We start from the raw sequence: 21,007 nt of genomic DNA, 5'->3' as shown, positions 1-21,007 counted from the left end.
CTTGAACGCTTGGAATGCAGCGATTACTCTATATGTTGGGCAGGAGGTTGAAAGTAATTTATCGCTAGCTGCTAGATGATTTAAAGGGTCTCTATGTTGCGGACTAGATAATCATGAACGTCGGAGTGTAATCCCATCTAGCCGCATCCGAAATTTTTCCATTTTGTGGTTCTATAATCTTCAACTCTCCAGAGTAGTTGACGAAAAAGTTGACTGCATGACCATCCCCTCCCGTCTTGGATGCACCGAAAAGTATGCCGACTGCATAGGCGCGCTGGAGTTTCAAGGTCTGACTGTCTTTGTATGCCTGCAATGATGCATAGGCTTTGAAGGCAAAGCTAAAGTCATCACACTCAAAAATATCATTTTTATACGAAACAGATGTCGATGAGCGGAAATTTTTATATATTGAATTTATTTTATTCTCATCCACGAGCTCGCATTCATAATTCGCTAGCTGCACGTTCACCTGCGAAAAGCTTATGTCTGGCCAGGTAGCCTGGCCTAGTGCAAAGATGGCAGGGTTGGCAAGGAAGAAAGTATGGATCGTGAATCTTATAGGTGTGTAACTTGTTTTACTCCCTATATAGACGTCTCCATCGTCTTCGCACAGAGCCATTGTTCCGTCGCTCGTTGTAAGAGAATTATCGCTCGCTAGATAGAACCTGAGGTCTGGGGTTGAGGAGTTCGAGTATTTTTCACCGCCCCAGAATGCCCACTGCCAACTGGCGGGCAAGGTACCATTTGAATGAAGCCAGACATGATTGTATGGCCAGCCTAGTAAAATTGTCGACGGGCTTTCTTGGGTCGGAGGAGAACTGAAAGTAACGCCGAATATCCAGTTTCCATGTTCCTCCTTATCCACCATCTGCGCCCAATTCCAATCACTGGACTCTGTCTTTCCATTTTTGGCAGCGAGAATACGCCCCTGAGAATCAGCGAGTAGATATGCTCTGTTGGCATCCAACTGCTCGAGGGTCAACGGTTCGCTGAGAATTAGAGGTATGCCGAGGGACTGGAAGATGCTTGGCTCTTCCTTGGTTTCATGCTTCTCTTGAAGAGTTTCGCATGGAGCTCGCTCTGCCTGACCTGGCTCTGGCTTTTGCATATATGCCTCTTTTTGTATGGGTGTCATTTTTCTTTTTGGCCGTCGAGAATTTTTATACCTTTCCTTGATTTTCGCTTTTTTCAAGGACTGGGGAAGCCGTTAATTTTCACAGGGATATTTTCATTTTAATATATCGAATCGACTATTAATAGCATTTCGTTTGCTAGAGCAAGGGAGGTTCTCTTTGCGCCTTTGACTTGAACTCGCTATATAAGCCTTTTTGCTTTCTGAGTTTTAGTGACTCTATCCGAGCGGCACTTACTTAACCATCCTTGAACTCCCCTTTTTTGGCTTCCGTACTCTTTGCTTAGCGCACTGGGATTAGTAGTGGATAGGGTTTTAGCCTTCGCTTGAGGGCTCTCTGAATCGCCCCGGGTTTCGTAGACACCTCTTTGCCTTAAACTGAGGCCAATTAGGAGGTGCCATGAGCAACCCGCATTACCCCGAAGAATTCAAAATCTAAGCAGTCAATCAAGTGACCAAAAAGAAGCTGCCTGTCGCTGATGTAGCGGCCCGTCTCGGCGTGTCGACGCATAGCCTCTATGCCTGGATAAAGCGCTACAGCAAACCTCAAGAAGAACGGCAGCAGGACGATGATCAGCACGCTGAACTGCGTCGTCTGCGAGCCGAACTAAAGCGCGTCACTGAAGAGCGAGATATCTTAAAAAAGGCCGCCGCGTACTTTGCCAAGGAGTGCGGTTGAGGTACGCCTTTATCAAGCAGCGAGCCGGCAACTATTCCATTCGACGGCTTTGCCTGACGCTGAAGGTCCATCCCAGCGGTTATTACGCCTGGTTGTCTGAGCCGCAATCGGCACGCGCTAAAGACGACCAGCGACTGCTGGGTTTGATCAAGCATTCTTGGCTGGAGAGCGGCACCGTTTATGGCTATCGCAAAATCCATGACGATCTGCGCGAGGTCGGTGAAGTTTGCGGGCGCCATCGTGTGGCAAGGCTGATGCGTCTTGAAGGACTGCGCTCTCAGACAGGTTATCGACGCCGCCCTGGAAAGTACGGCGGTAAGCCAGCGGTCGCCTCGCCCAATTTGCTGAAGCGCCAATTCGATGTAGTGGAACCCAACAAGGTTTGGGTAACCGACATCACCTACATTCGTACGTATGAAGGCTGGTTGTATTTGGCGGTGGTGTTGGATCTTTTTTCTCGTCAGGTCGTTGGCTGGTCAATGAAGGCGCAGATGACCAGTGATTTGGCTATTAATGCGTTGTTGATGGCGGTTTGGAGGCGTAAACCGAAGCAAGAGGTGATGGTTCATTCCGACCAGGGCAGCCAGTACAGCAGCTCCGATTGGCGCAGCTTTTTGAAGGCAAACAATTTGGCTGCCAGCATGAGTCGTCGAGGCAACTGTCATGACAACGCCGTGGCCGAGAGCTTTTTCCAGCTTCTGAAACGAGAACGGATCAAGCGGAAAATTTACACCACGCGGGAAGATGCTCGTAGCGATGTGTTCGATTACATCGAAATGTTCTACAACTCAAAACGCCGACATGGTTTCAACAATCAGCTGTCACCGCTAGAGTTTGAAAAGCGTCATGCAATGAGCTTGCAATGTGTCTAGAGAATCCGGGGCGATTCAGCCAACTGCGCACTGCCGAGCGTAGCTCGCATTCCTGACCGGCATCTGACCCAACGAAGACTCTAGATCAAACACATGGTTTCTGTAAGTATGCAGGCGCGGTTCAATCTGTAGGAGTCGTAACCACTCCAGCAAAGTGAGCCTGGCTATCGAGCAACTTTCGACATGGGGGTATTGCAAAATAAAAAATAGATTTACATCTAATTTAAGTCCCTCCCGAGCACCATCCTAACTTCCCAAGCGTTTCCAGGGGGAGCACAGGACAGCAGAGAAACCGGCCTTCGCGCCGGTTTTTTGTTGTCTGCGATCTGATCCGGCCTGCAAATAAAAAAAGGCAGCGCTGGAGTCGAGACGCTGCCTTTACCCGAACTGCTGTCTTCCCAGCTCGGCGAAAAAAATCTACCACAGCCGAAGCAAAAAAATAGCCCCGCGGATGCGAGGCATTTTGTCGTGCCAGAGGCGATGCAGGGCTTGCACCTGCTCGACCTGCGGGCCTTTTGTCCCATCCGTAACGAAGAAGCTGAGTGGCTGCCCCTCGCCGATGGACTTGTAGCCGCTAGCCTCGATCTGCCGGAAGTGCGACGACGGAAGCGTCCTGCCCCTCCTGCACAGTCAGGCTGGAAAGCAAACTCTCCAGCGGCATCGGCCGGCCGATCAGGTAGCCCTGCAGGTAATCCACCCCGCGGGCGGCCAGGTAGTCACGCTGCTCGGGAGTCTCCACGCCTTCGGCGACGATATCCAGGTCGAGCTTGGCGGACAGCTCGACGATGCTGTCGAGAATATGCCCGGAAAGAGTATCGATGCCGATGCGGGCGACGAAGCTCTGGTCGATCTTCAGGCAGTCCACCTGGAACTTGCGCAGGTAGGCCAGGCTGGAATGTCCAGTGCCGAAATCATCGATGGCGATCTTCACTCCCAGGGCATGCAATTCGTCGAACAGGCGGTCGGTGACTTCGCTCGACTCGATCAGCTCGCGCTCGGTCAGTTCCAGGACCAGGGTGATGTGCCCGGGCGGAAACGCCGCCAACAGCTCGCGACAGTCGTCCACCAAGGCCAGTTCGTGGCAATGGGTGGCACTGATGTTGAAACCGATGTGGAAGCCTGGCTCCAGCTTCCCGGCATGCCCGCCCAGGTCTTCCGCGACCTGGCGCATCAGCGCGCGCGTCATCGGTACGATCAGTCCCGAGCGCTCGGCGAAAGGTATGAACAGGTCGGGCCAGATCAGTCCCTCGCGCGGATGACGCCAGCGCATGAGCACCTCGACGCCTATCCAGCGTCCGCCCTGGCCGGGACTCAGCGGCTGGTAGTAGGGAATGAACTCGTTGGCCTCCAGGGCCCGGCGCAGTTCGCTGCTGGGCGAGGCGACCCGCCTGGATAGCCAGTAGCACAGAGTGCCGGCCAGCAGTCCGAAGAACAGTAGCAGGCCGAACATCGCCGGGTTCTGCGAGCGGATCGATCGCCACTCCTCGCCCTCGGGGAAGCCCGACAGCACACGCAACGGATAACGCTGCGAAGCGAGCGATACGGCGGCGACCTCATAGGTGGGCGGCGCGTCGCGGTGAGTGCGGCCCTCGGCATCCAGCCAATTGGGACCGACCACCAGCACCTGGCGGCTACGTCGGTCGACGAGGTCCAGCACGTAGCTCAAGTAGCGCCCGTCGATCGCCGCCAATACCCCGCGCTTGCCGTCGGAGTCCCGCAGGACCAGCAGCGCGGCGTCCGGCGTGACCTGGTTGCCGGGCATCAGCAGGAGGCGTCCGTCGACATAGTTCTCGATCCGCACCGGCTCGTCGAAGCCGCCGAACAACGACGTGCAATAGATCGTATTGTCGCGCGTCAAATTGACCGAGCGCACGAACGGCATGATCGCCACTTGCTCGCGCAGCGCCAGCTCGGCCTCGGGACAAGGACGCCCCGCCACCGGCATGACCTTGCGCGCCGCCAACGCAGCGTTGTCGAGCATCCGTTCGAACTGCCGCACCGCATTCCCGGCTGCCTGCTCGGACGTCTCCTGGAGGCTTCGCTCGGCCTGCCAGTAGAGGATGAGCAGCCCCAGGACGATCGGCATCACCCCGACCAGCACGGACAACGACAGCCGGAGCGCCTTTCTCCTGGCTCGCTTCACCGGAATCGGCATAGAAAAGACTCGTAATGATTGGGGTCTGCGCAAAGACTAGAACAGCCGGGGAAAAGCGTTGCCCGGGTGGGCGGCGCAAGCTGCGGATGGACGTATAATCCCCGGCTTTGCCCCGCACGGAACACGCCGATGCCGAAACACATGCTTTCTCCCCAGGGCGACTATGCCCCTGCCGGTCTGATCCGCCGCCTGGCGGCGATGTTCTATGACTTCCTGCTCTGCGTGGCGCTGATGATGGTGGTCACCCTGGTCTACCAGCAAGGCATCCTTCGACTGATCTACGGCAGCGACCATCTGCGCGAACTGGCCGACCGCGGCGCGCTGATCGGCGACCCGCTGCTCTCGACCCTGCTGGTGTTCGCCCTGTTCGGCTTCTTCGCCAAATTCTGGACCCACAACGGCCAGACCCTGGGCATGCAGGTCTGGGGACTGCGCGTGCAGAACCGCGACGGCAGCGCCATCAGCCTGCTCCAGGCGCTGCTGCGCTTCATGATCGCCATCGCCTCCTGGCTGTGCCTCGGCCTCGGCTTCCTCTGGATGCTCTGGGACAAGGACAAGCGTACCTGGCACGACCGCTATTCGGAGAGCCAGGTGGTCAGGCTGCCGAAGAACACTCACAAGAAGTGAGCGAAACAGGTCCGCAGAACGCGCTGTTTTGGCCTTTGTCGCGCCGGCGGCCAGGCTACAGCCCGACGCGACAAGGAAGCACAAAGGCCACCCGTGGGTGGCCTTTTTTCATACCCGGCCTGCCGGGCCTGTCAGCCCGCCCGGCGTAGCAGCCAGACACCCGCCAGTGCGCAGATCAAGGCGGGGATCACCACCGCCAGCAGCGGCGGGAAGTCGAACACCAGGCTGGAGGGTCCGAGCAGATCCTGGGCGATGCGGAAGACGAAGCCCACCAGCACGCCGGTGAAGATCCGCTGGCCCAGGGTCACCGAGCGCAACGGACCGAAGATGAAGGAAATCGCCATCAGCACCAGCGCGGCGGTCACCAGCGGTTGCAGGACCTTGGTCCAGAACGCCAGCCAGTAGCGGTTGTTGTTCAGGCCCTGGTCGGCGAGATAGTGGATGTACTGCCAGAGACCGCTGATAGACAGCGCCTCGGGCTCCATCACCACAGTGTTCAGCAGTTGCGGGCTGAGCTGGGCATCCCAGCGTTCGGTCGGCAGCTTGACCACCTCGGAACGCTTTTCCCTCGGATGCAGCAAGGTGGTGGTGACCTCTTCCAGTTGCCAGTGATCGGTCTCGAAGCGCGCGCGCTTGGCGAAACTGGCCGATTCCAGGCCACGCTGCTCGTCGAAGCGGTAGCGGGTCACGCCGTACAGCACGCCATTGGGCTGCACCGCGTTGATGTGGATGTACTCGCGCCCCTGGCGATGCCACAGACCGCGCTTGGAGCTTTGCGAATCGCCGCCGCCCTGGGCCAGGGCGCGGCCGCTCTGGGCGATGTTCTCGGTCCAGGGCGCGACGTACTCGCCAACCAGGATGCCGGCCAGCATCAGCACCAGCATCGGTTTCATCACCGCCCAGACGATCCGCGACAGGGATACCCCGGCCGCGCGCATGATGGTCAGTTCGCTGTTGCTGGCCAGGGTGCCGAGGCCGACCAGGCAGCCGATCAGCGCCGCCATCGGCAGCATGTCGTAGGCGCGCCGTGGCGCGGTGAGGAAGATGAAGCGCAGGGCGTCGCCGATGCCGTAGCTGGCGCTGATGTCGTTGAGTTCGTCGATGAAGGCGAACAGCAGCGCCAGGCCGAGGATCACCCCGAGCACCGCGAGGATCGCGACGAAGACGGTGACACCGATGTAACGATCGAGCTTAACCATGCGCCACCTCGCGACCGGCACGGGAGGACGCCAGCTTCAGGCGCAAGGGTTCCCAGTAGAACAGAAGAAGACCGATCGCCAGGAATAGTCCGTGGACCCACCACAGGCCGATGGCCATGGGGATCTTGCCTTTGTCCAACTGGCCACGGACAGCGATCAGCAGGGCCAGGTAGCCCATATAAAGGAGGATCGCCGGCAGCAGCTTGAGGAAGCGCCCCTGGCGTGGGTTGACCCGCGACAGCGGCACCGCCAGCAGGGTCACCACGAATACCAGCAGCGGTGTCGACAGGCGCCACTGCAATTCGGCCTGGTAGCGTGGGTTGTCGCTGCCGAACAGGTCGGCGGTGGGCACCGCGTCGCGCTCGCTCACCTCGCTGCTGGCCTCGGGCTTGGGCAGTATCACGCCATAGGTGTCGTACTGGATCGCCCGGTAGTTGGCCTGCCCGGGATTGCCGTCGTAGCGGTAGCCATTGTGCAGGATCAGGTAACGGCTGCCATCCGCCTGGATGTTCTGGGTGCCCTTCTCCGCCACCAGGATGGAGATGCCGCGTTCCTGGTTGCTGCTATTGAGGTCCTTCTGCGAGATGAAGATGCCGGCCAGTTCGCCGCGATCCTTCGACAGTTCCTCGGTATAGGTCACCCGGGTACCGTCGCGCATTGCCTGGAAACGGCCCGGGACCAGGGTGTCGAACTCGGTCAGGGTATCCTGCTTGTTCAGCAGCAGGGCGAACTGGTTGATGCCCTGGGGCGCCAGGAACAGGCTCAGCCAGGCCACCAGGATCGCCACCAGCAGCGCCGGCGCCATGGTATAGCCGAGCAGGCGCTTCTGGCTCATGCCGGTCGCCGAGAGCACGGTCATCTCGCTTTCCAGATAGAGCCGCCCGTAGGCCAGCAGGATGCCGAGGAACAGGCCAAGCGGCAGGATCAGCTGCAGGAAGCCGGGAATCCGGAACGCCATGATCAGGAACAGCGAACCGGGGTCGAGCAACCCCTGCGCCGCTTGCGCCAGGTACTTGATGAAACGGCCACTCATGATGATCACCAGCAGCACGGCGCTGACGGCGCTCATGGTGACCAGCACTTCACGGGACAAATAACGGAAAACGATCAATCCGGACACTCCTGGGTTGCCAGGCTCTGACGGGGCCCGTCGGCCCCGTCATCACGCGTTTCCGGCCATGGCGGCATGGCGCGGAGAAAATAGCCGGCATTATCCTGCGATTCGGCGGGCCTGTCACTGCGCAGGCCGAACCAAGAGCCCGATAGACCGTCGAGGCGAACGCTCGTTCAGCGCTTGCCGATTTATTCGACGACTGTCGCTGGCTGCTCGCCGCCCTCTCCGAGATGACGGACGAACCAGTCTGCCGCAGCCTGGCTGGTGGCGTCGAAATGCTCGATGTACGGCGTGAAATGGCCGCCGGCGAGCATCAGCAGCCGCTTGGGCGGCAACGCCCGCTGGTAGGCCTCCAGGCAAAGGTCCGTGGGCGTAAGCAGGTCCCGGTCGGCGACGATCATCAGCAGCGGCGTGGGGCTGATCCGCCCAATGTGAATGCCCGGCTCGTTCTCTCGCGCCAGCTCGGCGCTACGCAGGGTCACCCGGTTGCACCAGTTCGGTGCCAGCGCCGCGCTGTCGGTGAAGAACCGGTGGGCGTCCGCGCCGGCCATCGCGCAAGGCTCGTCGGGACTCGCGGCGACCGCCGGCAACAGCGCCGGCGGCAAGCCCTCGAAGCGCCGCTGGCGGTCCGCGTCGAAGCTTGCCAGCAATGCCGGCAACTGCTCGGCGCGGGTCCGGCGCAACGCCGAGGCATGGCCGCTGACGGTCGGCACCTGCGCCACCACGCATTTCACCCGCCGATCCAGTGCGGCCACTTCCAGCACATGTCCGCCGCTGTAGCTGGTTCCCCAGATGCCGATGCGGCTCGCGTCGACCCGTGCCTGGGCGCCCAACCAGGTGATCGCGTCGCGATAGCCGCGACGCTGCATCACCGGATCGATTTCCTGGCGCGGCTCGCCGTCGCTGTCGCCGAAGTTCGGATGATCGTAGAGGAGCACGACGAAGCCGGCGGCGGCGAATACCTCGGCGTAACGGTCCAGGTACTGCTCCTTCACCCCGGAAAAACCGTGCGTCATGACGATCGCCGGCCGCTCGGCACGCGCTTCCGGCAAATACAGCCAGCCGCGCAGGGCGACACCCTCGGAGCGGAATTCCACGTTCAGTCGTTGCATGCTTGCCTCCCGGGGCGGTCGTCTGGAAACGGGCCCAGCATAGGAATCCTGCCGCGTCGGCGCCGTCCGCCAACGGACGAAGGCTACGCCGAATCGGACAAGGCGAAGTAGCGGCTCGGCGTGCTCCCGGTCAGGCGTCGGAACATGGCACTGAATGCGCTGGGCGTCTGGTAGCCGAGATCCACGGCGATCCGCGCCACCGCTTCGCCAGCCGCCAGGCGTGGCAGGGCGGCGGCCAGGCGCACCTGGTGGCGCCAATGGACGAAGGTCACTCCCAGTTCGGAGAGAAACAGCCGTGCCAGGGTCCGCGAGGACGCCCCCACGTAGCGCGCCCACTCCTCCAGCCCGCGAGGGTCGGCCGGGTTCTCCAGCAGCGCCTGGCAGATTCTTCCCAGGCGTCGGTCCGCGGGGTCGGGCAAGGCCAGGGGCTGTTCCCGCGACCACTCCAGTTCGTCCAGCAGCACCGCCATCAACCGCCCCTCCCGGCCGCGCTCGTCGTACAACAACGGCAGGCCGGCGGCGCGCACGATCAACTCGCGCAACAATGGGCTGACCATCACTCCGCGCGGCACCCGGGGGAATTCCGGCGGGCAGGACTGCGGCCGGACATAGACAGTGTGCAAGCGGACCTCGCCGCGCGCCAGCATCGCGTGCGCCATCCCCGCCGGCATCCATACCGCGCGCTGCGGCGGGACCAGCCATAGCGTGCGACCGACATGCAGTTCGATCACGCCCGACAGGGCATGGATCAACTGCGCCCGCTCGTGCCGGTGCTCGGCGACCACGAACCCCGCCGGAAAGGTCTTGGCCATGACCCCGAGCGGCCGGCCGACTCGCTGGTAATCGCGTGGGTCGGTACTCCGGGCGGGATCCGCGACTGGTTTGCTGGCGGGCACGGTGCGACTCCTGCGGAACGAAACGTTCATTATAGGGACGCGGCATGGCCGCGGGTTCCCATGCGTACACAGTCGTGCCAGACACGCCGCAGTTGTGCGACCATGTGCGGCAACGGCCGGGAGGCACCGCCAACCCGGCTCCGGCGCTGTAGAACCTCGGTTGCCATCCTCGGCATGGAACGACCCCCGCCGCAACGACTAAGCTGTCGCTGCCTGCGTCACCGCCCCGGCGGCGACCGTCAGTCCTCGGGACGAATCGTGCTCGGAACAATCGCTTACCGCTAACGGATGCCGCCCCTTGCGCCATCCCGACTGTCTGTATTGGGGACCTCTTCCATGGAATTCCTTGTTAAAAGCGTACGCCCGGAAACCCTGAAAACCGCCACCCTGGTGCTCGCCGTAGGCGAAGGCCGCAAGCTCGGCGCCAGCGCCAAGGCGGTCGACGACGCCACCGGCGGCGCCATCAGCGCAGTGCTCAAGCGTGGCGACCTGGCCGGCAAGGTCGGCCAGACCCTGCTCCTGCAGAGCCTGCCCAATCTCAAGGCCGAGCGCGTGCTGCTGGTCGGCGCCGGCAAGGAGCGCGAACTGGGCGACCGCCAGTACCGCAAGCTGGCCTCCGCCGTGCTGTCGACCCTCAAGGGCCTGGCCGGCGCCGATGCCGCGCTGGCCCTCGGCGATCTCGCGGTGAAAGGCCGCGATGCCCACGCGAAGGCGCGTCTGCTGGTGGAAACCCTGGCCGATGGCCTGTACGTGTTCGATCGCTACAAGAGCCAGAAAGCCGAGCCGCTGAAACTGAAGAAGCTGACCCTGCTCGCCGACAAGGCCGACAGCGCCGCCGTCGAGCAAGGCAGCAAGGAAGCTCAGGCCATCGCCAATGGCATGGCCCTGACCCGCGATCTCGGTAACCTGCCGCCGAACGTCTGCCATCCGACGTTCCTCGGCGAGCAGGCCAAGGGCCTGGCCAAGGAGTTCAAGGGCCTGAAGGTCGAGGTCCTCGACGAGAAGAAACTGCGCGAGCTGGGCATGGGCTCGTTCCTCGCCGTCGCCCAGGGCAGCGACCAGCCGCCGCGGCTGATCGTCCTGCAATACAACGGCGCGAAGAAGGACCAGGCCCCGCACGTGCTGGTCGGCAAGGGCATCACCTTCGACACCGGCGGCATCAGCCTCAAGCCGGGCCTGGGCATGGACGAGATGAAGTTCGACATGTGCGGCGCCGCCAGCGTCTTCGGCACCTTCCGCGCGGTGCTCGAACTGCAGTTGCCGATCAACCTGGTCGGCCTGCTGGCCTGCGCCGAGAACATGCCCAGCGGCGGAGCCACCCGTCCGGGCGACATCGTCACCACCATGAGCGGGCAGACCGTCGAGATCCTCAACACCGACGCCGAAGGGCGCCTGGTGCTGTGCGATGCACTGACCTACGCCGAGCGCTTCAAGCCGCAGTCGGTGATCGACATCGCCACCCTCACCGGCGCCTGCATCGTCGCCCTGGGCAGCAACACCTCGGGCCTTATGGGCAACAACGAAGCGCTGGTCAGGCAACTGCTCAAGGCCGGCGAGTTCGCCGACGACCGCGCCTGGCAATTGCCGCTGTTCGACGAATACCAGGAACAGCTGGACAGCCCGTTCGCCGACATCGCCAACATCGGCGGGCCGAAGGCCGGCACCATCACCGCCGGCTGCTTCCTCTCGCGCTTCGCCAAGAAATACCACTGGGCGCACCTGGACATCGCCGGCACCGCCTGGATCAGCGGCGGCAAGGACAAAGGCGCCACCGGCCGCCCGGTTCCGTTGTTGACCCAGTACCTGCTGGAACGGGCCAAGTGACCCGGGTCGATTTCTACGTGATCCCCAGCGCCGATCCGTCGGCGCGCCTGCAGGTCGCCTGCCGCCTGGCCGAGAAGGCCTGGCGGCAGGGCATGCAGGTCTACCTGCATTGCGCCGACGAGGCGCAGCGCAGCGAGTTGGACGGCCGCCTGTGGAGCTTCCGCGGCGAGGCCTTCATTCCTCACAGCCTGGCCGAGGAAGACGCCGAGGCGCCCGTCGCCCTGGGCCTGGGCGAGCCCCCGGGGAACCATCGCGACCTGCTGATCAACCTGACCCTCGAGGCCCCCGGCTTCGTCCCGAACTTTTCGCGGGTGGCCGAACTGGTGGTCGAGGAGCCGGCGATCCGCCAGGCGGCACGGGATAAATTCCGCTTCTACCGGGAGCAGGGCTATCCTCTACAGGACCATCGCCTGCCGCGTATCTGAAGTGCACGACCATGGACAGCCACAAACCGACACAACCCCCGGAGCAGTTGCTCGATGACCTGGAGTCGATCCACGACCTGCTCTACGAACGGAACGAGCCGCCCTTGCTGACCGAATCCTTCGAGCCGGACAACATTCCCCTGCTCTCCGACGTCGTCTCCCCCGGTACCGCCCCGCGCGCGCCAGAGCCGCAGACCGCGGCACCCACCACGGCAGGGCTGGCGCCCGCCGAACAGGAGCGCCTGGACGACGAGTTGCGAGCGTCCGCCGAACTGATCCTGCAGGAAGTCATCGACGACTTCGCCCCGCAGATCGAAGCCGAACTGCGCCGCCGCCTGCAAGCCCGCCTGGGTCGCCTGCTCGGCCAACGCAACGGCTGATCCGGACGCGGCGGGCGCCCGCCGCGGCCCGCGGCCTTACCCCCGGGCCGCCATCCCCGCTATACTCCCGAACTTTCTTCGCATTTTCCCCAGCCATATTCAGCTTTGGTCCCCTTTCGCATGGACAAGACTTACCAGCCGCACGCCATCGAGACTTCCTGGTACGAGACCTGGGAGTCCAACGACTACTTCGCTCCGAGCGGCGAAGGCCAGCCCTACACCATCATGATCCCGCCGCCGAACGTGACCGGCAGCCTGCACATGGGCCATGGCTTCAACAACGCGATCATGGACGCGCTGATCCGCTACCGCCGCATGCAGGGCCGCAACACCCTGTGGCAGCCGGGCACCGATCACGCCGGCATCGCCACCCAGATGGTGGTGGAGCGCCAGCTCGGCGCCCAGGGCGTGAGCCGCCACGACCTCGGCCGGGAGAAGTTCCTGGAGAAGGTCTGGGAATGGAAGGAACAGTCCGGCGGCAACATCACCCGGCAGATTCGTCGCCTGGGCTCCTCGGTGGACTGGTCGCGCGAGCGCTTCACCATGGACGACGGCCTCTCCGAAGCGGTCAAGGAAGCCTTCGTGCGCCTGCATGAAGACGGCCTGATCTACCGCGGCAAACGCCTGGTGAACTGGGACACCAAGCTGCACACCGCGATTTCCGACCTGGAAGTGGAAAACCACGACGAGAAGGGCCACCTCTGGCACCTGCGCTACCCGCTGGTGAACGGCGCGAAGACCAGCGAAGGCCTGGACTACCTGGTGGTCGCCACTACCCGTCCGGAAACCCTGCTGGGCGACGCCGCGGTCGCGGTGCACCCGGAAGACGAGCGCTACGCCAAGCTGATCGGCCAGTTCGCCGAACTGCCGATCGTCGGCCGGCGCATCCCGATCGTCGCCGACGAGTACGTCGACCGCGAATTCGGCACCGGCTGCGTGAAGATCACCCCGGCCCACGACTTCAACGACTACGAAGTGGGCAAGCGCCACGACCTGCCGCTGATCAACATCTTCGACAAGAACGCCGCGGTGCTGGCCCAGGCCCAGGTGTTCCACCTCGACGGCAGCGTCAACCCGAACCTCGACCCCAGCCTGCCGCAGAGCTACGCCGGCATGGACCGCTTCGCCGCGCGCAAGGCCATCGTCGCCGAGTTCGAGGCCATGGGCTTGCTCGAGAAGGTTGACGACCACGCACTGAAAGTACCGAAGGGCGACCGCTCCGGCACCGTCATCGAGCCCTGGCTGACCGACCAGTGGTACGTCAGCACCAAGCCGCTGGCCGAAGACGCCATCGCCGCCGTGGAAGACGGCCGTATCCAGTTCGTGCCCAAGCAGTACGAGAACATGTACTTCTCCTGGATGCGCGACATCCAGGATTGGTGCATCAGCCGCCAGCTCTGGTGGGGCCACCGCATCCCGGCCTGGTACGACGAGGCCGGCAACGTCTACGTCGGCCGCGACGAGGTCGAGGTGCGCACCAAGCAAAAGCTCGGCAACGAGGTCGAGTTGCGCCAGGACGAAGACGTTCTCGACACCTGGTTCAGCTCCGGCCTGTGGACCTTCTCCACCCTCGGCTGGCCGCAGCAGACCGAGTTCCTCAAGACCTTCCACCCCACCGACGTGCTGGTCACCGGCTTCGACATCATCTTCTTCTGGGTCGCGCGGATGATCATGCTCACCATGCACCTGGTGAAGAACCCCGACGGCACCCCGCAGATCCCGTTCAAGACCGTCTATGTTCACGGCCTGGTGCGCGACGGCCAGGGCCAGAAGATGTCCAAGTCCAAGGGCAACGTGCTCGACCCGCTGGACATCGTCGACGGCATCGACCTCGATACCCTGCTGCAAAAGCGCACCAGCGGCATGATGCAGCCGAAGCTGGCGGAGAAGATCGCCAAGCAGACCCGCGCCGAATTCCCCGAAGGCATCGCCAGCTACGGCACCGACGCCCTGCGCTTCACCTTCTGCTCGCTGGCCTCCACCGGCCGCGACATCAAGTTCGACATGGGCCGCGTCGAAGGCTTCCGCAACTTCTGCAACAAGATCTGGAACGCCGCCAACTTCGTCATCGAGAACACCGATGGCCAGGACACCGGGGTCAACGGCGAGCCGGTCGAGCTGTCCTCGGTCGACCGCTGGATCATCTCCCAGTTGCAGCGCACCGAGCAGGAAGTCACCCGCCAGCTCGACGCCTTCCGCTTCGACCTGGCCGCCCAGGCCCTCTATGAGTTCATCTGGGACGAGTACTGCGCCTGGTACCTGGAGCTGGTCAAGCCGGTGCTGTGGGACGAGAACGCCCCCATCGAGCGCCAGCGCGGCACTCGTCGCACCCTGATCCGCGTGCTGGAGACGGCCCTGCGCCTGGCGCACCCGTTCATGCCGTTCATCACCGAGGAAATCTGGCAACGCATCAAGGGCCAGGCCGGCAAGGAAGGCCCGACCCTGATGCTGCAACCCTGGCCGGTGGCCGACGAAGGCAGGATCGACGCCGCCGCCGAAGGCGACATCGAATGGGTCAAGGCGCTGATGCTCGGCGTACGGCAGATCCGCGGCGAGATGAACATCTCCATGGCCAAGCGCATCGACATCATCCTCAGGAACGCCTCGCCCAGCGACCACCGCCGCCTGGCCGACAACGAGCCGCTGCTGATGAAACTGGCCAAGCTGGAAAGCATCCGCGTGCTGGAAGCCGGCGAGGAAGCGCCGATGTCCGCCACCGCCCTGGTCGGCGACATGGAAGTATTGGTGCCGATGGCCGGCCTGATCGACAAGAGCGCCGAACTGGGGCGCCTGGACAAGGAGATCCAGCGCCTGGAAGGCGAGGTCAAGCGCGTCGGCGGCAAGCTGTCCAACGAAGGCTTCGTCGCCAAGGCCCCGGCCGACGTGATCGAGAAGGAACGCGCCAAGCTAGCCGAGGCCGAACAGGCCCTGGCCAAGCTGGCCGAGCAACGGCAGAAGATCGCTGCGCTCTAAGCACTCTCGCCAAGGTACGGGGCTGCGGCCTCGTACCTTTCTTCCCTCAGGCGCCGCTGTCTATCTGCGCCGAAGTGATCTGGCATACCGCGTTCACCGTGGCGCTGGCCGAATAGGCGATCTCCGGCAGTTTGTTCTGTGTGGCCAGGGCGCTCAGCATCAGCGACAGCATGGCCTTGCCGGCATCGGTATTCATCGGCGGCAGGCGCATCAGGCCAAAGCCGCAATCCGCCGCTCCCGGCTTGCTGACGATGAAGCCCCAGCCTCCACCCGGAGAATTTGCGTCCACCATGAAGCCCACGCGCATGATGGTGACGTTGTTGACTTTTTTATCGATGGCGTGGGCTGATATTGATGTGAATAGCAGCCATAACAAAAAACAATAACACCTTAAAAAACAAGAAACCATTAACAACACTCACTGCAAAACGTCAAAACCCCACTCTATAAACTGACTAAAGCAACCATGCCTTTAGAAAAATAAATATCCATTAGTTACCCACCTATCTTTCTCAATACTGAAAAAGCTTTATGCCTATTTTTTTGAGAGGCGCTCCGCCCCTCAACCACCCCCTCCAAGCGTGCTAGTAGTACATCACTGACTTCTACTCCTCCTTGCTCTATCCAAGAAAGTGCCAAACCAATCCAGTAGTCAGACTCACTATCCAGTCCCGCCAAAACAACATTTAAGTAACAAAATCCCCCCTCAAGCTTTTCCCTAACCTCTTCGTAAGGTTTCTCCAATAAAACCAGAACCCTCCAAAAACTCTCTTCCTCCTGGAGAAAAAAGACCTGATCCCCCATGGACAAATACCACAACCCTTCTGAATTACACCGTAGCGCCATACCAGCTTTAATATAATATTCAAAATCAGCCATCACATCCCTCTCTGGCGCTCAACCTCACACCATATTCATGAAAACTTCAACCCTTACCATGACAATTGATATATCTCAACAAGAATAAATACTTACCCACACATCCATAAACAGCAAAACAAAACCCACCCAAACCATCCTCATTCATTTAAAATTCACCGCAAATACCAACCATTTCACCCAGAAACCTATCTATAACGGCAACAGGAAAATTATTCTACCCAGCCCAGCCGTTCAAACAAACCCTCCCAGGCAAAACAAGCCCCTACAAACTTGCGAACCCTTATAAAGAAACACTCAAATAACCGCACCATTTTCAAGCTAGAGAAATTCAAAATATTTCTTTAACTACCCCCACCCCTACGACACGATCAAGCTCCCTGATTTCAAAGACATCACCAACCTTCACGTCATTACCGAAGAACTCCCAGCTAGCAAACTTTATCCTAGCCACAACAGCCTCTCCCGGATAGATGACTTTATCTCCAGGATAGGTATGGACCCCACTAGCAAGATATTCCACCTGACGAAATTTATGCTGCGGAGAGTATCCACTCGCAACACCTTTTACCTTAGGCCTAGGCACTTCCTCAGATAATTCCACCAAGGCTAAAATAACGTATCTCTTCATCAAGTCACCGAAAACTCATGATGAGTTACTTTCATTCAGTAAGTCCATGCCACCCTCCTTGGCGGCTACCACTCAAATGGATGGGCTCCTATCAACTCTCCCACCCATGCTTCTAACAGCCTTGATTAAACCGCCCGAGCACCGAGTCATAAAAGCGCCCATTCATCCCAACTCATTCTCCTTGACCTCAACTAAATCCCTCCTATAGACCTGCGCACTCTTATAAAGAAACAAAGAGACAGCGGCATAATCCCCTCTTACCCCCCGGCTGTCCCAAGCGCCAATCCACAAATGTTGGATACCCACTTTCACGAGGGGGATTAAAGGTCAAAAACGCTATACCAACATGAACATCAGGAAGCGATCCTTTATATGCCTGCACACTTACTTCCGACGATCCTTGAGCAGGCCGCCCCCATATCTCCTGACTCAACGCCCGGTACCGCTGGCTACCTGCAGTACGCCGTGCGCGGAAGGGTTGCCGCTGACGATCAGCAGCGAGTCGCTGGAATCGTTCGGCTGCAGGACCAGGTCGAGGATGCCATCGCGATTCAGGTCGCCGATGAAGCTCTGGTAGGGCGCCGCCGTCCAGGCCACGGCGTTCAGATCCGCCGCCGGTGGATCGTAGAGGGCGCTGTAGCTGGCACCATTGCGCAGCAGGACGACATTCTTCAACGGTGGCAGGAGCGGAATCGGCGTAGCCACTTCGCCCCCCACCACGACCACCGAAGTGACCGCCTTCAGGTAGAGGTCCGGCTGACCGTCGCCGTTGTAGTCGCCGCTATAGACACGGAAGTTTGCCGAACGCCAGCCAGCGGCGGTCGCGTCCCCGACCATGAGACAGATCGCCACGGCGACGATCCACGCACTCCAACGCCCCACCATGCATCCCCCAGAGCCCACCCCCATGGCAGGCACGCAGACCGGGCGCAAAGCACCGCTCCCAGGCAGGCGGTGCGGTACGCGTCCTTGCAACTCGGGAGACGTTTACCACAAGGCCATCAATTGGCCACATATCTTTGGTTGGGCTCGAAACCGATGACCTTCTGTTCGGAGGCCACGCGGGGCCTCATCGAATTTTCGCAAAGGGCAGGCACTCCCCCTTGCCCGCCCCCCCAGCGGTAATCCCGCCGCAAGAAAAAACATCAAACCTGCTGACGACTTGCGCGAAAAATGCGATGTTTCGGCCACGCTGTACCCGCACCGCCCAATCAGAACAATTCGCTACAGCGCGCCAATACAATCAGGAGATCGCCGCATGATGCAGGCCTATAAGAATAAATGGTTGCCCCTCAGTGCCCTGGCCCTTGGCATGGCCCTGTCCTTCGGCGCCAACGCCGACGAGCAGAAGTCGGTGGCCGTGACCGCCATCGTCGAGCACCCGGCGCTGGACGCCGCTCGCGACGGGGTCAAGGAGGCCCTCCAGGAGGCCGGCTACGAAGACGGCAAGAACCTCAAGTGGCAGTACCAGAGCGCCCAGGGCAACACTGGCACCGCCGCGCAGATCGCCCGCAAGTTCATCGGCGACAAGCCCGACGTGATCGTCGGCATCGCCACCCCGTCGGCCCAAGCGCTGGTGGCCGCGACCAAGAGCATCCCGATCGTCTTCAGCACCGTCACCGACCCGGTCGGCGCGCACCTGACGCCGAGCTGGGAAGCCTCCGGCACCAACGTCACCGGGGTTTCCGACATGCTCGCGCTGGACAAGCAGATCGAGCTGATCAAGAAAGTGGTGCCGGGCGCCAAGCGCATCGGCATGGTCTACAACCCGGGCGAAGCCAACTCCGTGGTGGTGGTCAAGGAGCTGAAGGAACTGCTGCCGAAGATGGGCCTGAGCCTGGTCGAAGCCTCGGCACCGCGTTCGGTGGACGTCAGCTCGGCGGCGCGCAGCCTGGTCGGCAAGGTCGACGCGATCTACACCAACACTGACAACAACGTGGTGTCCGCCTACGAGGCGCTGGTCAAGGTCGGCAACGACGCGAAGATCCCGCTGATCGCCTCCGACACCGACAGCGTCAAGCGCGGCGCCATCGCCGCCCTCGGCATCAACTACAAGGAGATGGGCAAGCAGACCGGCCGCATGGTGGTACGCATCCTCAAGGGCGAGAAGCCGGGCGAGATCAAGCCGGAGACCAGCGACAACCTGCAGCTGTTCGTCAATCCCGGGGCCGCGCAGAAGCAAGGCGTGACCCTGTCCGACGAACTGCTCAAGTCGGCCGCGGAAGTCATCAAGTAAAAAAAGCGGCCGCCGGCCGCGGGCGTCCCGCCCGTGGCCGGACGGCACGATAATCCTGCCTTCACGCACTCGGTTACGAAGTCATGTCTCTGTTTTCCCTGTTCGGTGCCCTGGAGATCGGCCTGATCTTCAGCCTCGTGGCACTCGGCGTGTTCATCTCCTTCCGCCTGCTGCGCTTCCCCGACCTCACGGTGGACGGCAGCTTCCCGCTCGGCGGCGCGGTCTGCGCGACCCTCATCGCCCTTGGCTGGGACCCGTACAGCGCGACCCTGGCGGCCACCGCCGCCGGCGCACTGGCCGGGCTGGCCACCGGCCTGCTCAACGTCAAGCTGAAGATCATGGACCTGCTCGCCAGCATCCTGATGATGATCGCGCTCTACTCGATCAACCTGCGCATCATGGGCAAGCCCAACGTACCGCTGATCGCCGAGCCGACATTGTTCACCCTGCTGCAGCCGGAATGGCTCAGCGACTACGTGTTCCGCCCGCTGCTGCTGGTGTTCATCGTGATCGCCGCGAAGCTGCTGCTGGACTGGTTCTTCACCACCCAGAAAGGCCTGGCGATCCGCGCCACCGGCTCCAACCCGCGGATGGCCCGTGCCCAGGGGGTCAACACCGGCGGCATGATCCTGCTCGGCATGGCCATCTCCAACGCGCTGGTGGCGCTGGCCGGCGCGCTGTTCGCGCAGACCCAGGGCGGCGCCGATATCTCCATGGGTATCGGCACCATCGTCATCGGCCTGGCGGCGGTGATCGTCGGCGAGAGCATCCTGCCCTCGCGCCGGCTGATCCTGGCGACCCTCGCGGTGATCCTCGGCGCCATCGTCTACCGCTTCTTCATCGCCCTGGCGCTGAACAGCGATTTCATCGGCTTGCAGGCCCAGGACCTGAACCTGGTCACCGCGGTGCTGGTCACCGTCGCCCTGGTGATTCCGATGATGAAGAAACGCCTGCTCGGCAAGAAGGGAGCCTGACCATGCTCAGCGCGAAGAACCTGAAGATCACCTTCAACCCCGGCACCCCCATCGAGACCCGCGCCCTGCGCGGCCTGTCGCTGGACATCCCGGCCGGCCAGTTCGTCACCGTGATCGGCTCCAACGGCGCCGGCAAGTCGACCTTCCTCAACGCAGTCTCCGGCGACCTGCCGATCGACAGCGGGCAGATCCTGATCGACGACGAAGACGTCACCCGCAAGCCGGTCTGGGCCCGCGCCAACCGCGTCGCGCGGGTGTTCCAGGACCCCATGGCGGGTACCTGCGAGGACCTCACCATCGAGGAGAACATGGCCCTGGCGCAGCGTCGCGGTGCCGGTCGCGGCCTCGGCAGGGCGGTGCAGGCATCGATGCGCGACGGTTTCCGGGAAAGCCTGGCGACCCTCGGCCTCGGCCTGGAGAACCGCCTCGGCGACCGCATCGGCCTGCTCTCCGGCGGCCAGCGCCAGGCCGTCAGCCTGCTGATGGCGGCGCTGCAGCCGTCGCGTATCCTGTTGCTCGACGAACACACCGCGGCGCTCGACCCGCGCACCGCCGACTTCGTCCTGCATCTCACCGCACGGATCGTCGCCGAGAAGAAACTCACCACCATGATGGTCACCCACAGCATGCGCCAGGCGCTGGACGTGGGCGAGCGCACGGTGATGCTGCACCAGGGCCAGGTGGTGCTGGACGTCTCCGGCGAGCAACGCAAGGGCCTCGACGTACCGGACCTGCTGGCGATGTTCGAGAAGGTGCGCGGCGAGAAGCTCGCCGACGACGCCCTCCTCCTCGGCTGACAGGGCCGCGGCGCCTCTCCGCGGCGAAGCGGGGAGGCGCCGTCGACCTGCAGCAGATCAAGGCGCGATCCGCGTCCGTCTGCCACACTCGCAGGCATCCTC

Annotated in this window: 19 protein-coding genes; 9 read left to right on the top strand and 10 right to left on the bottom strand. The window is 61.8% G+C overall.

The window, feature by feature from the left end; genetic code table 11:
- Positions 1-103: 103 nt before the first annotated feature.
- Complete coding sequence (locus AC1RB9_RS05715; RefSeq protein WP_023082206.1) at positions 104-1,108, bottom strand: lectin MOA-related protein; 1,005 nt, start codon at positions 1,106-1,108, stop codon at positions 104-106.
- A gap of 475 nt (positions 1,109-1,583) precedes the next feature.
- On the opposite strand from AC1RB9_RS05715, the gene AC1RB9_RS05710 reads away from it, so the two are divergent.
- A protein-coding gene (locus AC1RB9_RS05710) for an IS3 family transposase (protein WP_223656237.1) occupies positions 1,584-2,683 on the top strand; the annotation gives its coding sequence in 2 pieces (ribosomal slippage) (positions 1,584-1,767 and positions 1,767-2,683; 1,101 coding nt in all).
- Between the two features lie 574 nt (positions 2,684-3,257).
- Here the strand turns inward: AC1RB9_RS05710 and AC1RB9_RS05705 are convergent.
- Positions 3,258-4,838 carry an EAL domain-containing protein gene (locus AC1RB9_RS05705; protein WP_316122787.1) on the bottom strand — a complete coding sequence of 527 codons (1,581 nt, stop codon included), beginning with the start codon at positions 4,836-4,838 and terminating at the stop codon, positions 3,258-3,260.
- Positions 4,839-4,967: 129 nt separating this feature from the next.
- Here AC1RB9_RS05705 and AC1RB9_RS05700 point away from each other — a divergent pair, with 129 nt between their 5' ends.
- The gene (locus tag AC1RB9_RS05700) at positions 4,968-5,465 is read left to right on the top strand and encodes an RDD family protein (RefSeq protein ID WP_003100603.1); all 498 of its coding nucleotides are present in this window, start codon (positions 4,968-4,970) and stop codon (positions 5,463-5,465) included.
- Positions 5,466-5,596: 131 nt separating this feature from the next.
- On the opposite strand, the gene lptG is transcribed toward AC1RB9_RS05700, so the two are convergent.
- From lptG to AC1RB9_RS05680, 4 genes are all read right to left on the bottom strand, one after another.
- On the bottom strand, positions 5,597-6,664 hold the full coding sequence (lptG, locus tag AC1RB9_RS05695; RefSeq protein ID WP_003453774.1) for an LPS export ABC transporter permease LptG: 1,068 nt from the start codon (positions 6,662-6,664) through the stop codon (positions 5,597-5,599).
- Complete coding sequence (lptF, locus tag AC1RB9_RS05690; RefSeq protein ID WP_003453776.1) at positions 6,657-7,775, bottom strand: LPS export ABC transporter permease LptF; 1,119 nt, start codon at positions 7,773-7,775, stop codon at positions 6,657-6,659. The genes lptG and lptF overlap by 8 nt, the downstream gene beginning before the upstream one ends.
- Positions 7,776-7,966: 191 nt before the next feature.
- Complete coding sequence (locus AC1RB9_RS05685) at positions 7,967-8,890, bottom strand: alpha/beta hydrolase (protein WP_003115256.1); 924 nt, start codon at positions 8,888-8,890, stop codon at positions 7,967-7,969.
- A gap of 83 nt (positions 8,891-8,973) precedes the next feature.
- Positions 8,974-9,786: an AraC family transcriptional regulator gene (locus tag AC1RB9_RS05680; RefSeq protein WP_003129596.1), complete on the bottom strand. Its 813-nt coding sequence runs from the start codon at positions 9,784-9,786 to the stop codon at positions 8,974-8,976.
- A 336-nt stretch (positions 9,787-10,122) separates the two neighbouring features.
- Here AC1RB9_RS05680 and AC1RB9_RS05675 point away from each other — a divergent pair, with 336 nt between their 5' ends.
- The 4 genes from AC1RB9_RS05675 to AC1RB9_RS05660 all read left to right on the top strand — a co-directional run bounded on the left by AC1RB9_RS05675 (position 10,123) and on the right by AC1RB9_RS05660 (position 15,388).
- Positions 10,123-11,610: a leucyl aminopeptidase gene (locus AC1RB9_RS05675; RefSeq protein ID WP_003092867.1), complete on the top strand. Its 1,488-nt coding sequence runs from the start codon at positions 10,123-10,125 to the stop codon at positions 11,608-11,610.
- Positions 11,607-12,035 (top strand): DNA polymerase III subunit chi, encoded by a 429-nt coding sequence (gene holC, locus AC1RB9_RS05670; protein ID WP_003100593.1) that lies wholly within the window; start codon positions 11,607-11,609, stop codon positions 12,033-12,035. Before AC1RB9_RS05675 ends, holC begins: the two co-directional genes overlap by 4 nt.
- Positions 12,036-12,046: 11 nt before the next feature.
- Complete coding sequence (locus tag AC1RB9_RS05665) at positions 12,047-12,415, top strand: hypothetical protein (RefSeq protein WP_003453779.1); 369 nt, start codon at positions 12,047-12,049, stop codon at positions 12,413-12,415.
- Positions 12,416-12,535: 120 nt separating this feature from the next.
- On the top strand, positions 12,536-15,388 hold the full coding sequence (locus AC1RB9_RS05660) for a valine--tRNA ligase (RefSeq protein ID WP_003453781.1): 2,853 nt from the start codon (positions 12,536-12,538) through the stop codon (positions 15,386-15,388).
- A gap of 46 nt (positions 15,389-15,434) precedes the next feature.
- On the opposite strand, the gene AC1RB9_RS05655 is transcribed toward AC1RB9_RS05660, so the two are convergent.
- From AC1RB9_RS05655 to AC1RB9_RS05640, 4 genes are all read right to left on the bottom strand, one after another.
- A complete protein-coding gene (locus tag AC1RB9_RS05655; RefSeq protein WP_048909923.1) occupies positions 15,435-15,797 on the bottom strand; it encodes a hypothetical protein in 363 nt (120 codons plus the stop codon).
- A gap of 86 nt (positions 15,798-15,883) precedes the next feature.
- Positions 15,884-16,267: a hypothetical protein gene (locus AC1RB9_RS05650; protein ID WP_123903205.1), complete on the bottom strand. Its 384-nt coding sequence runs from the start codon at positions 16,265-16,267 to the stop codon at positions 15,884-15,886.
- Positions 16,268-16,598: 331 nt separating this feature from the next.
- On the bottom strand, positions 16,599-16,898 hold the full coding sequence (locus AC1RB9_RS05645; protein WP_481864884.1) for a hypothetical protein: 300 nt from the start codon (positions 16,896-16,898) through the stop codon (positions 16,599-16,601).
- A gap of 429 nt (positions 16,899-17,327) precedes the next feature.
- On the bottom strand, positions 17,328-17,750 hold the full coding sequence (locus AC1RB9_RS05640; protein WP_223720404.1) for a hypothetical protein: 423 nt from the start codon (positions 17,748-17,750) through the stop codon (positions 17,328-17,330).
- 406 nt (positions 17,751-18,156) lie between these two features.
- Here AC1RB9_RS05640 and AC1RB9_RS05635 point away from each other — a divergent pair, with 406 nt between their 5' ends.
- From AC1RB9_RS05635 to AC1RB9_RS05625, 3 genes are all read left to right on the top strand, one after another.
- The gene (locus AC1RB9_RS05635; RefSeq protein ID WP_003100588.1) at positions 18,157-19,134 is read left to right on the top strand and encodes an ABC transporter substrate-binding protein; all 978 of its coding nucleotides are present in this window, start codon (positions 18,157-18,159) and stop codon (positions 19,132-19,134) included.
- A gap of 83 nt (positions 19,135-19,217) precedes the next feature.
- The gene (locus AC1RB9_RS05630) at positions 19,218-20,108 is read left to right on the top strand and encodes an ABC transporter permease (RefSeq protein ID WP_003092881.1); all 891 of its coding nucleotides are present in this window, start codon (positions 19,218-19,220) and stop codon (positions 20,106-20,108) included.
- A 2-nt stretch (positions 20,109-20,110) separates the two neighbouring features.
- Positions 20,111-20,905, top strand: coding sequence for an ABC transporter ATP-binding protein (locus AC1RB9_RS05625; protein WP_003092883.1), 795 nt, complete (start codon positions 20,111-20,113; stop codon positions 20,903-20,905).
- Positions 20,906-21,007 lie beyond the last annotated feature (102 nt).

The sequence above is a fragment of the Pseudomonas sp. 20-5 genome (assembly GCF_056782835.1).
Note: the sequence above shows the minus strand (reverse complement) of the source record. Positions and strands in the feature narration are given on the sequence as shown.

What these genes read in the sequence shown, in the direction of transcription:
- AC1RB9_RS05715 (WP_023082206.1), bottom strand. Translation starts at nt 1,108, where the DNA reads ATGCAAAAGCCAGAGCCAGGTCAGGCAGAGCGAGCTCCATGCGAAACT.
- AC1RB9_RS05705 (WP_316122787.1), bottom strand. Translation starts at nt 4,838, where the DNA reads ATGCCGATTCCGGTGAAGCGAGCCAGGAGAAAGGCGCTCCGGCTGTCG.
- AC1RB9_RS05700 (WP_003100603.1), top strand. Translation starts at nt 4,968, where the DNA reads ATGCCGAAACACATGCTTTCTCCCCAGGGCGACTATGCCCCTGCCGGT.
- lptG (WP_003453774.1), bottom strand. Translation starts at nt 6,664, where the DNA reads ATGGTTAAGCTCGATCGTTACATCGGTGTCACCGTCTTCGTCGCGATC.
- AC1RB9_RS05685 (WP_003115256.1), bottom strand. Translation starts at nt 8,890, where the DNA reads ATGCAACGACTGAACGTGGAATTCCGCTCCGAGGGTGTCGCCCTGCGC.
- AC1RB9_RS05675 (WP_003092867.1), top strand. Translation starts at nt 10,123, where the DNA reads ATGGAATTCCTTGTTAAAAGCGTACGCCCGGAAACCCTGAAAACCGCC.
- AC1RB9_RS05665 (WP_003453779.1), top strand. Translation starts at nt 12,047, where the DNA reads ATGGACAGCCACAAACCGACACAACCCCCGGAGCAGTTGCTCGATGAC.
- AC1RB9_RS05660 (WP_003453781.1), top strand. Translation starts at nt 12,536, where the DNA reads ATGGACAAGACTTACCAGCCGCACGCCATCGAGACTTCCTGGTACGAG.
- AC1RB9_RS05655 (WP_048909923.1), bottom strand. Translation starts at nt 15,797, where the DNA reads ATGGTTTCTTGTTTTTTAAGGTGTTATTGTTTTTTGTTATGGCTGCTA.
- AC1RB9_RS05650 (WP_123903205.1), bottom strand. Translation starts at nt 16,267, where the DNA reads ATGGCTGATTTTGAATATTATATTAAAGCTGGTATGGCGCTACGGTGT.
- AC1RB9_RS05645 (WP_481864884.1), bottom strand. Translation starts at nt 16,898, where the DNA reads ATGAAGAGATACGTTATTTTAGCCTTGGTGGAATTATCTGAGGAAGTG.
- AC1RB9_RS05635 (WP_003100588.1), top strand. Translation starts at nt 18,157, where the DNA reads ATGATGCAGGCCTATAAGAATAAATGGTTGCCCCTCAGTGCCCTGGCC.
- AC1RB9_RS05630 (WP_003092881.1), top strand. Translation starts at nt 19,218, where the DNA reads ATGTCTCTGTTTTCCCTGTTCGGTGCCCTGGAGATCGGCCTGATCTTC.
- AC1RB9_RS05625 (WP_003092883.1), top strand. Translation starts at nt 20,111, where the DNA reads ATGCTCAGCGCGAAGAACCTGAAGATCACCTTCAACCCCGGCACCCCC.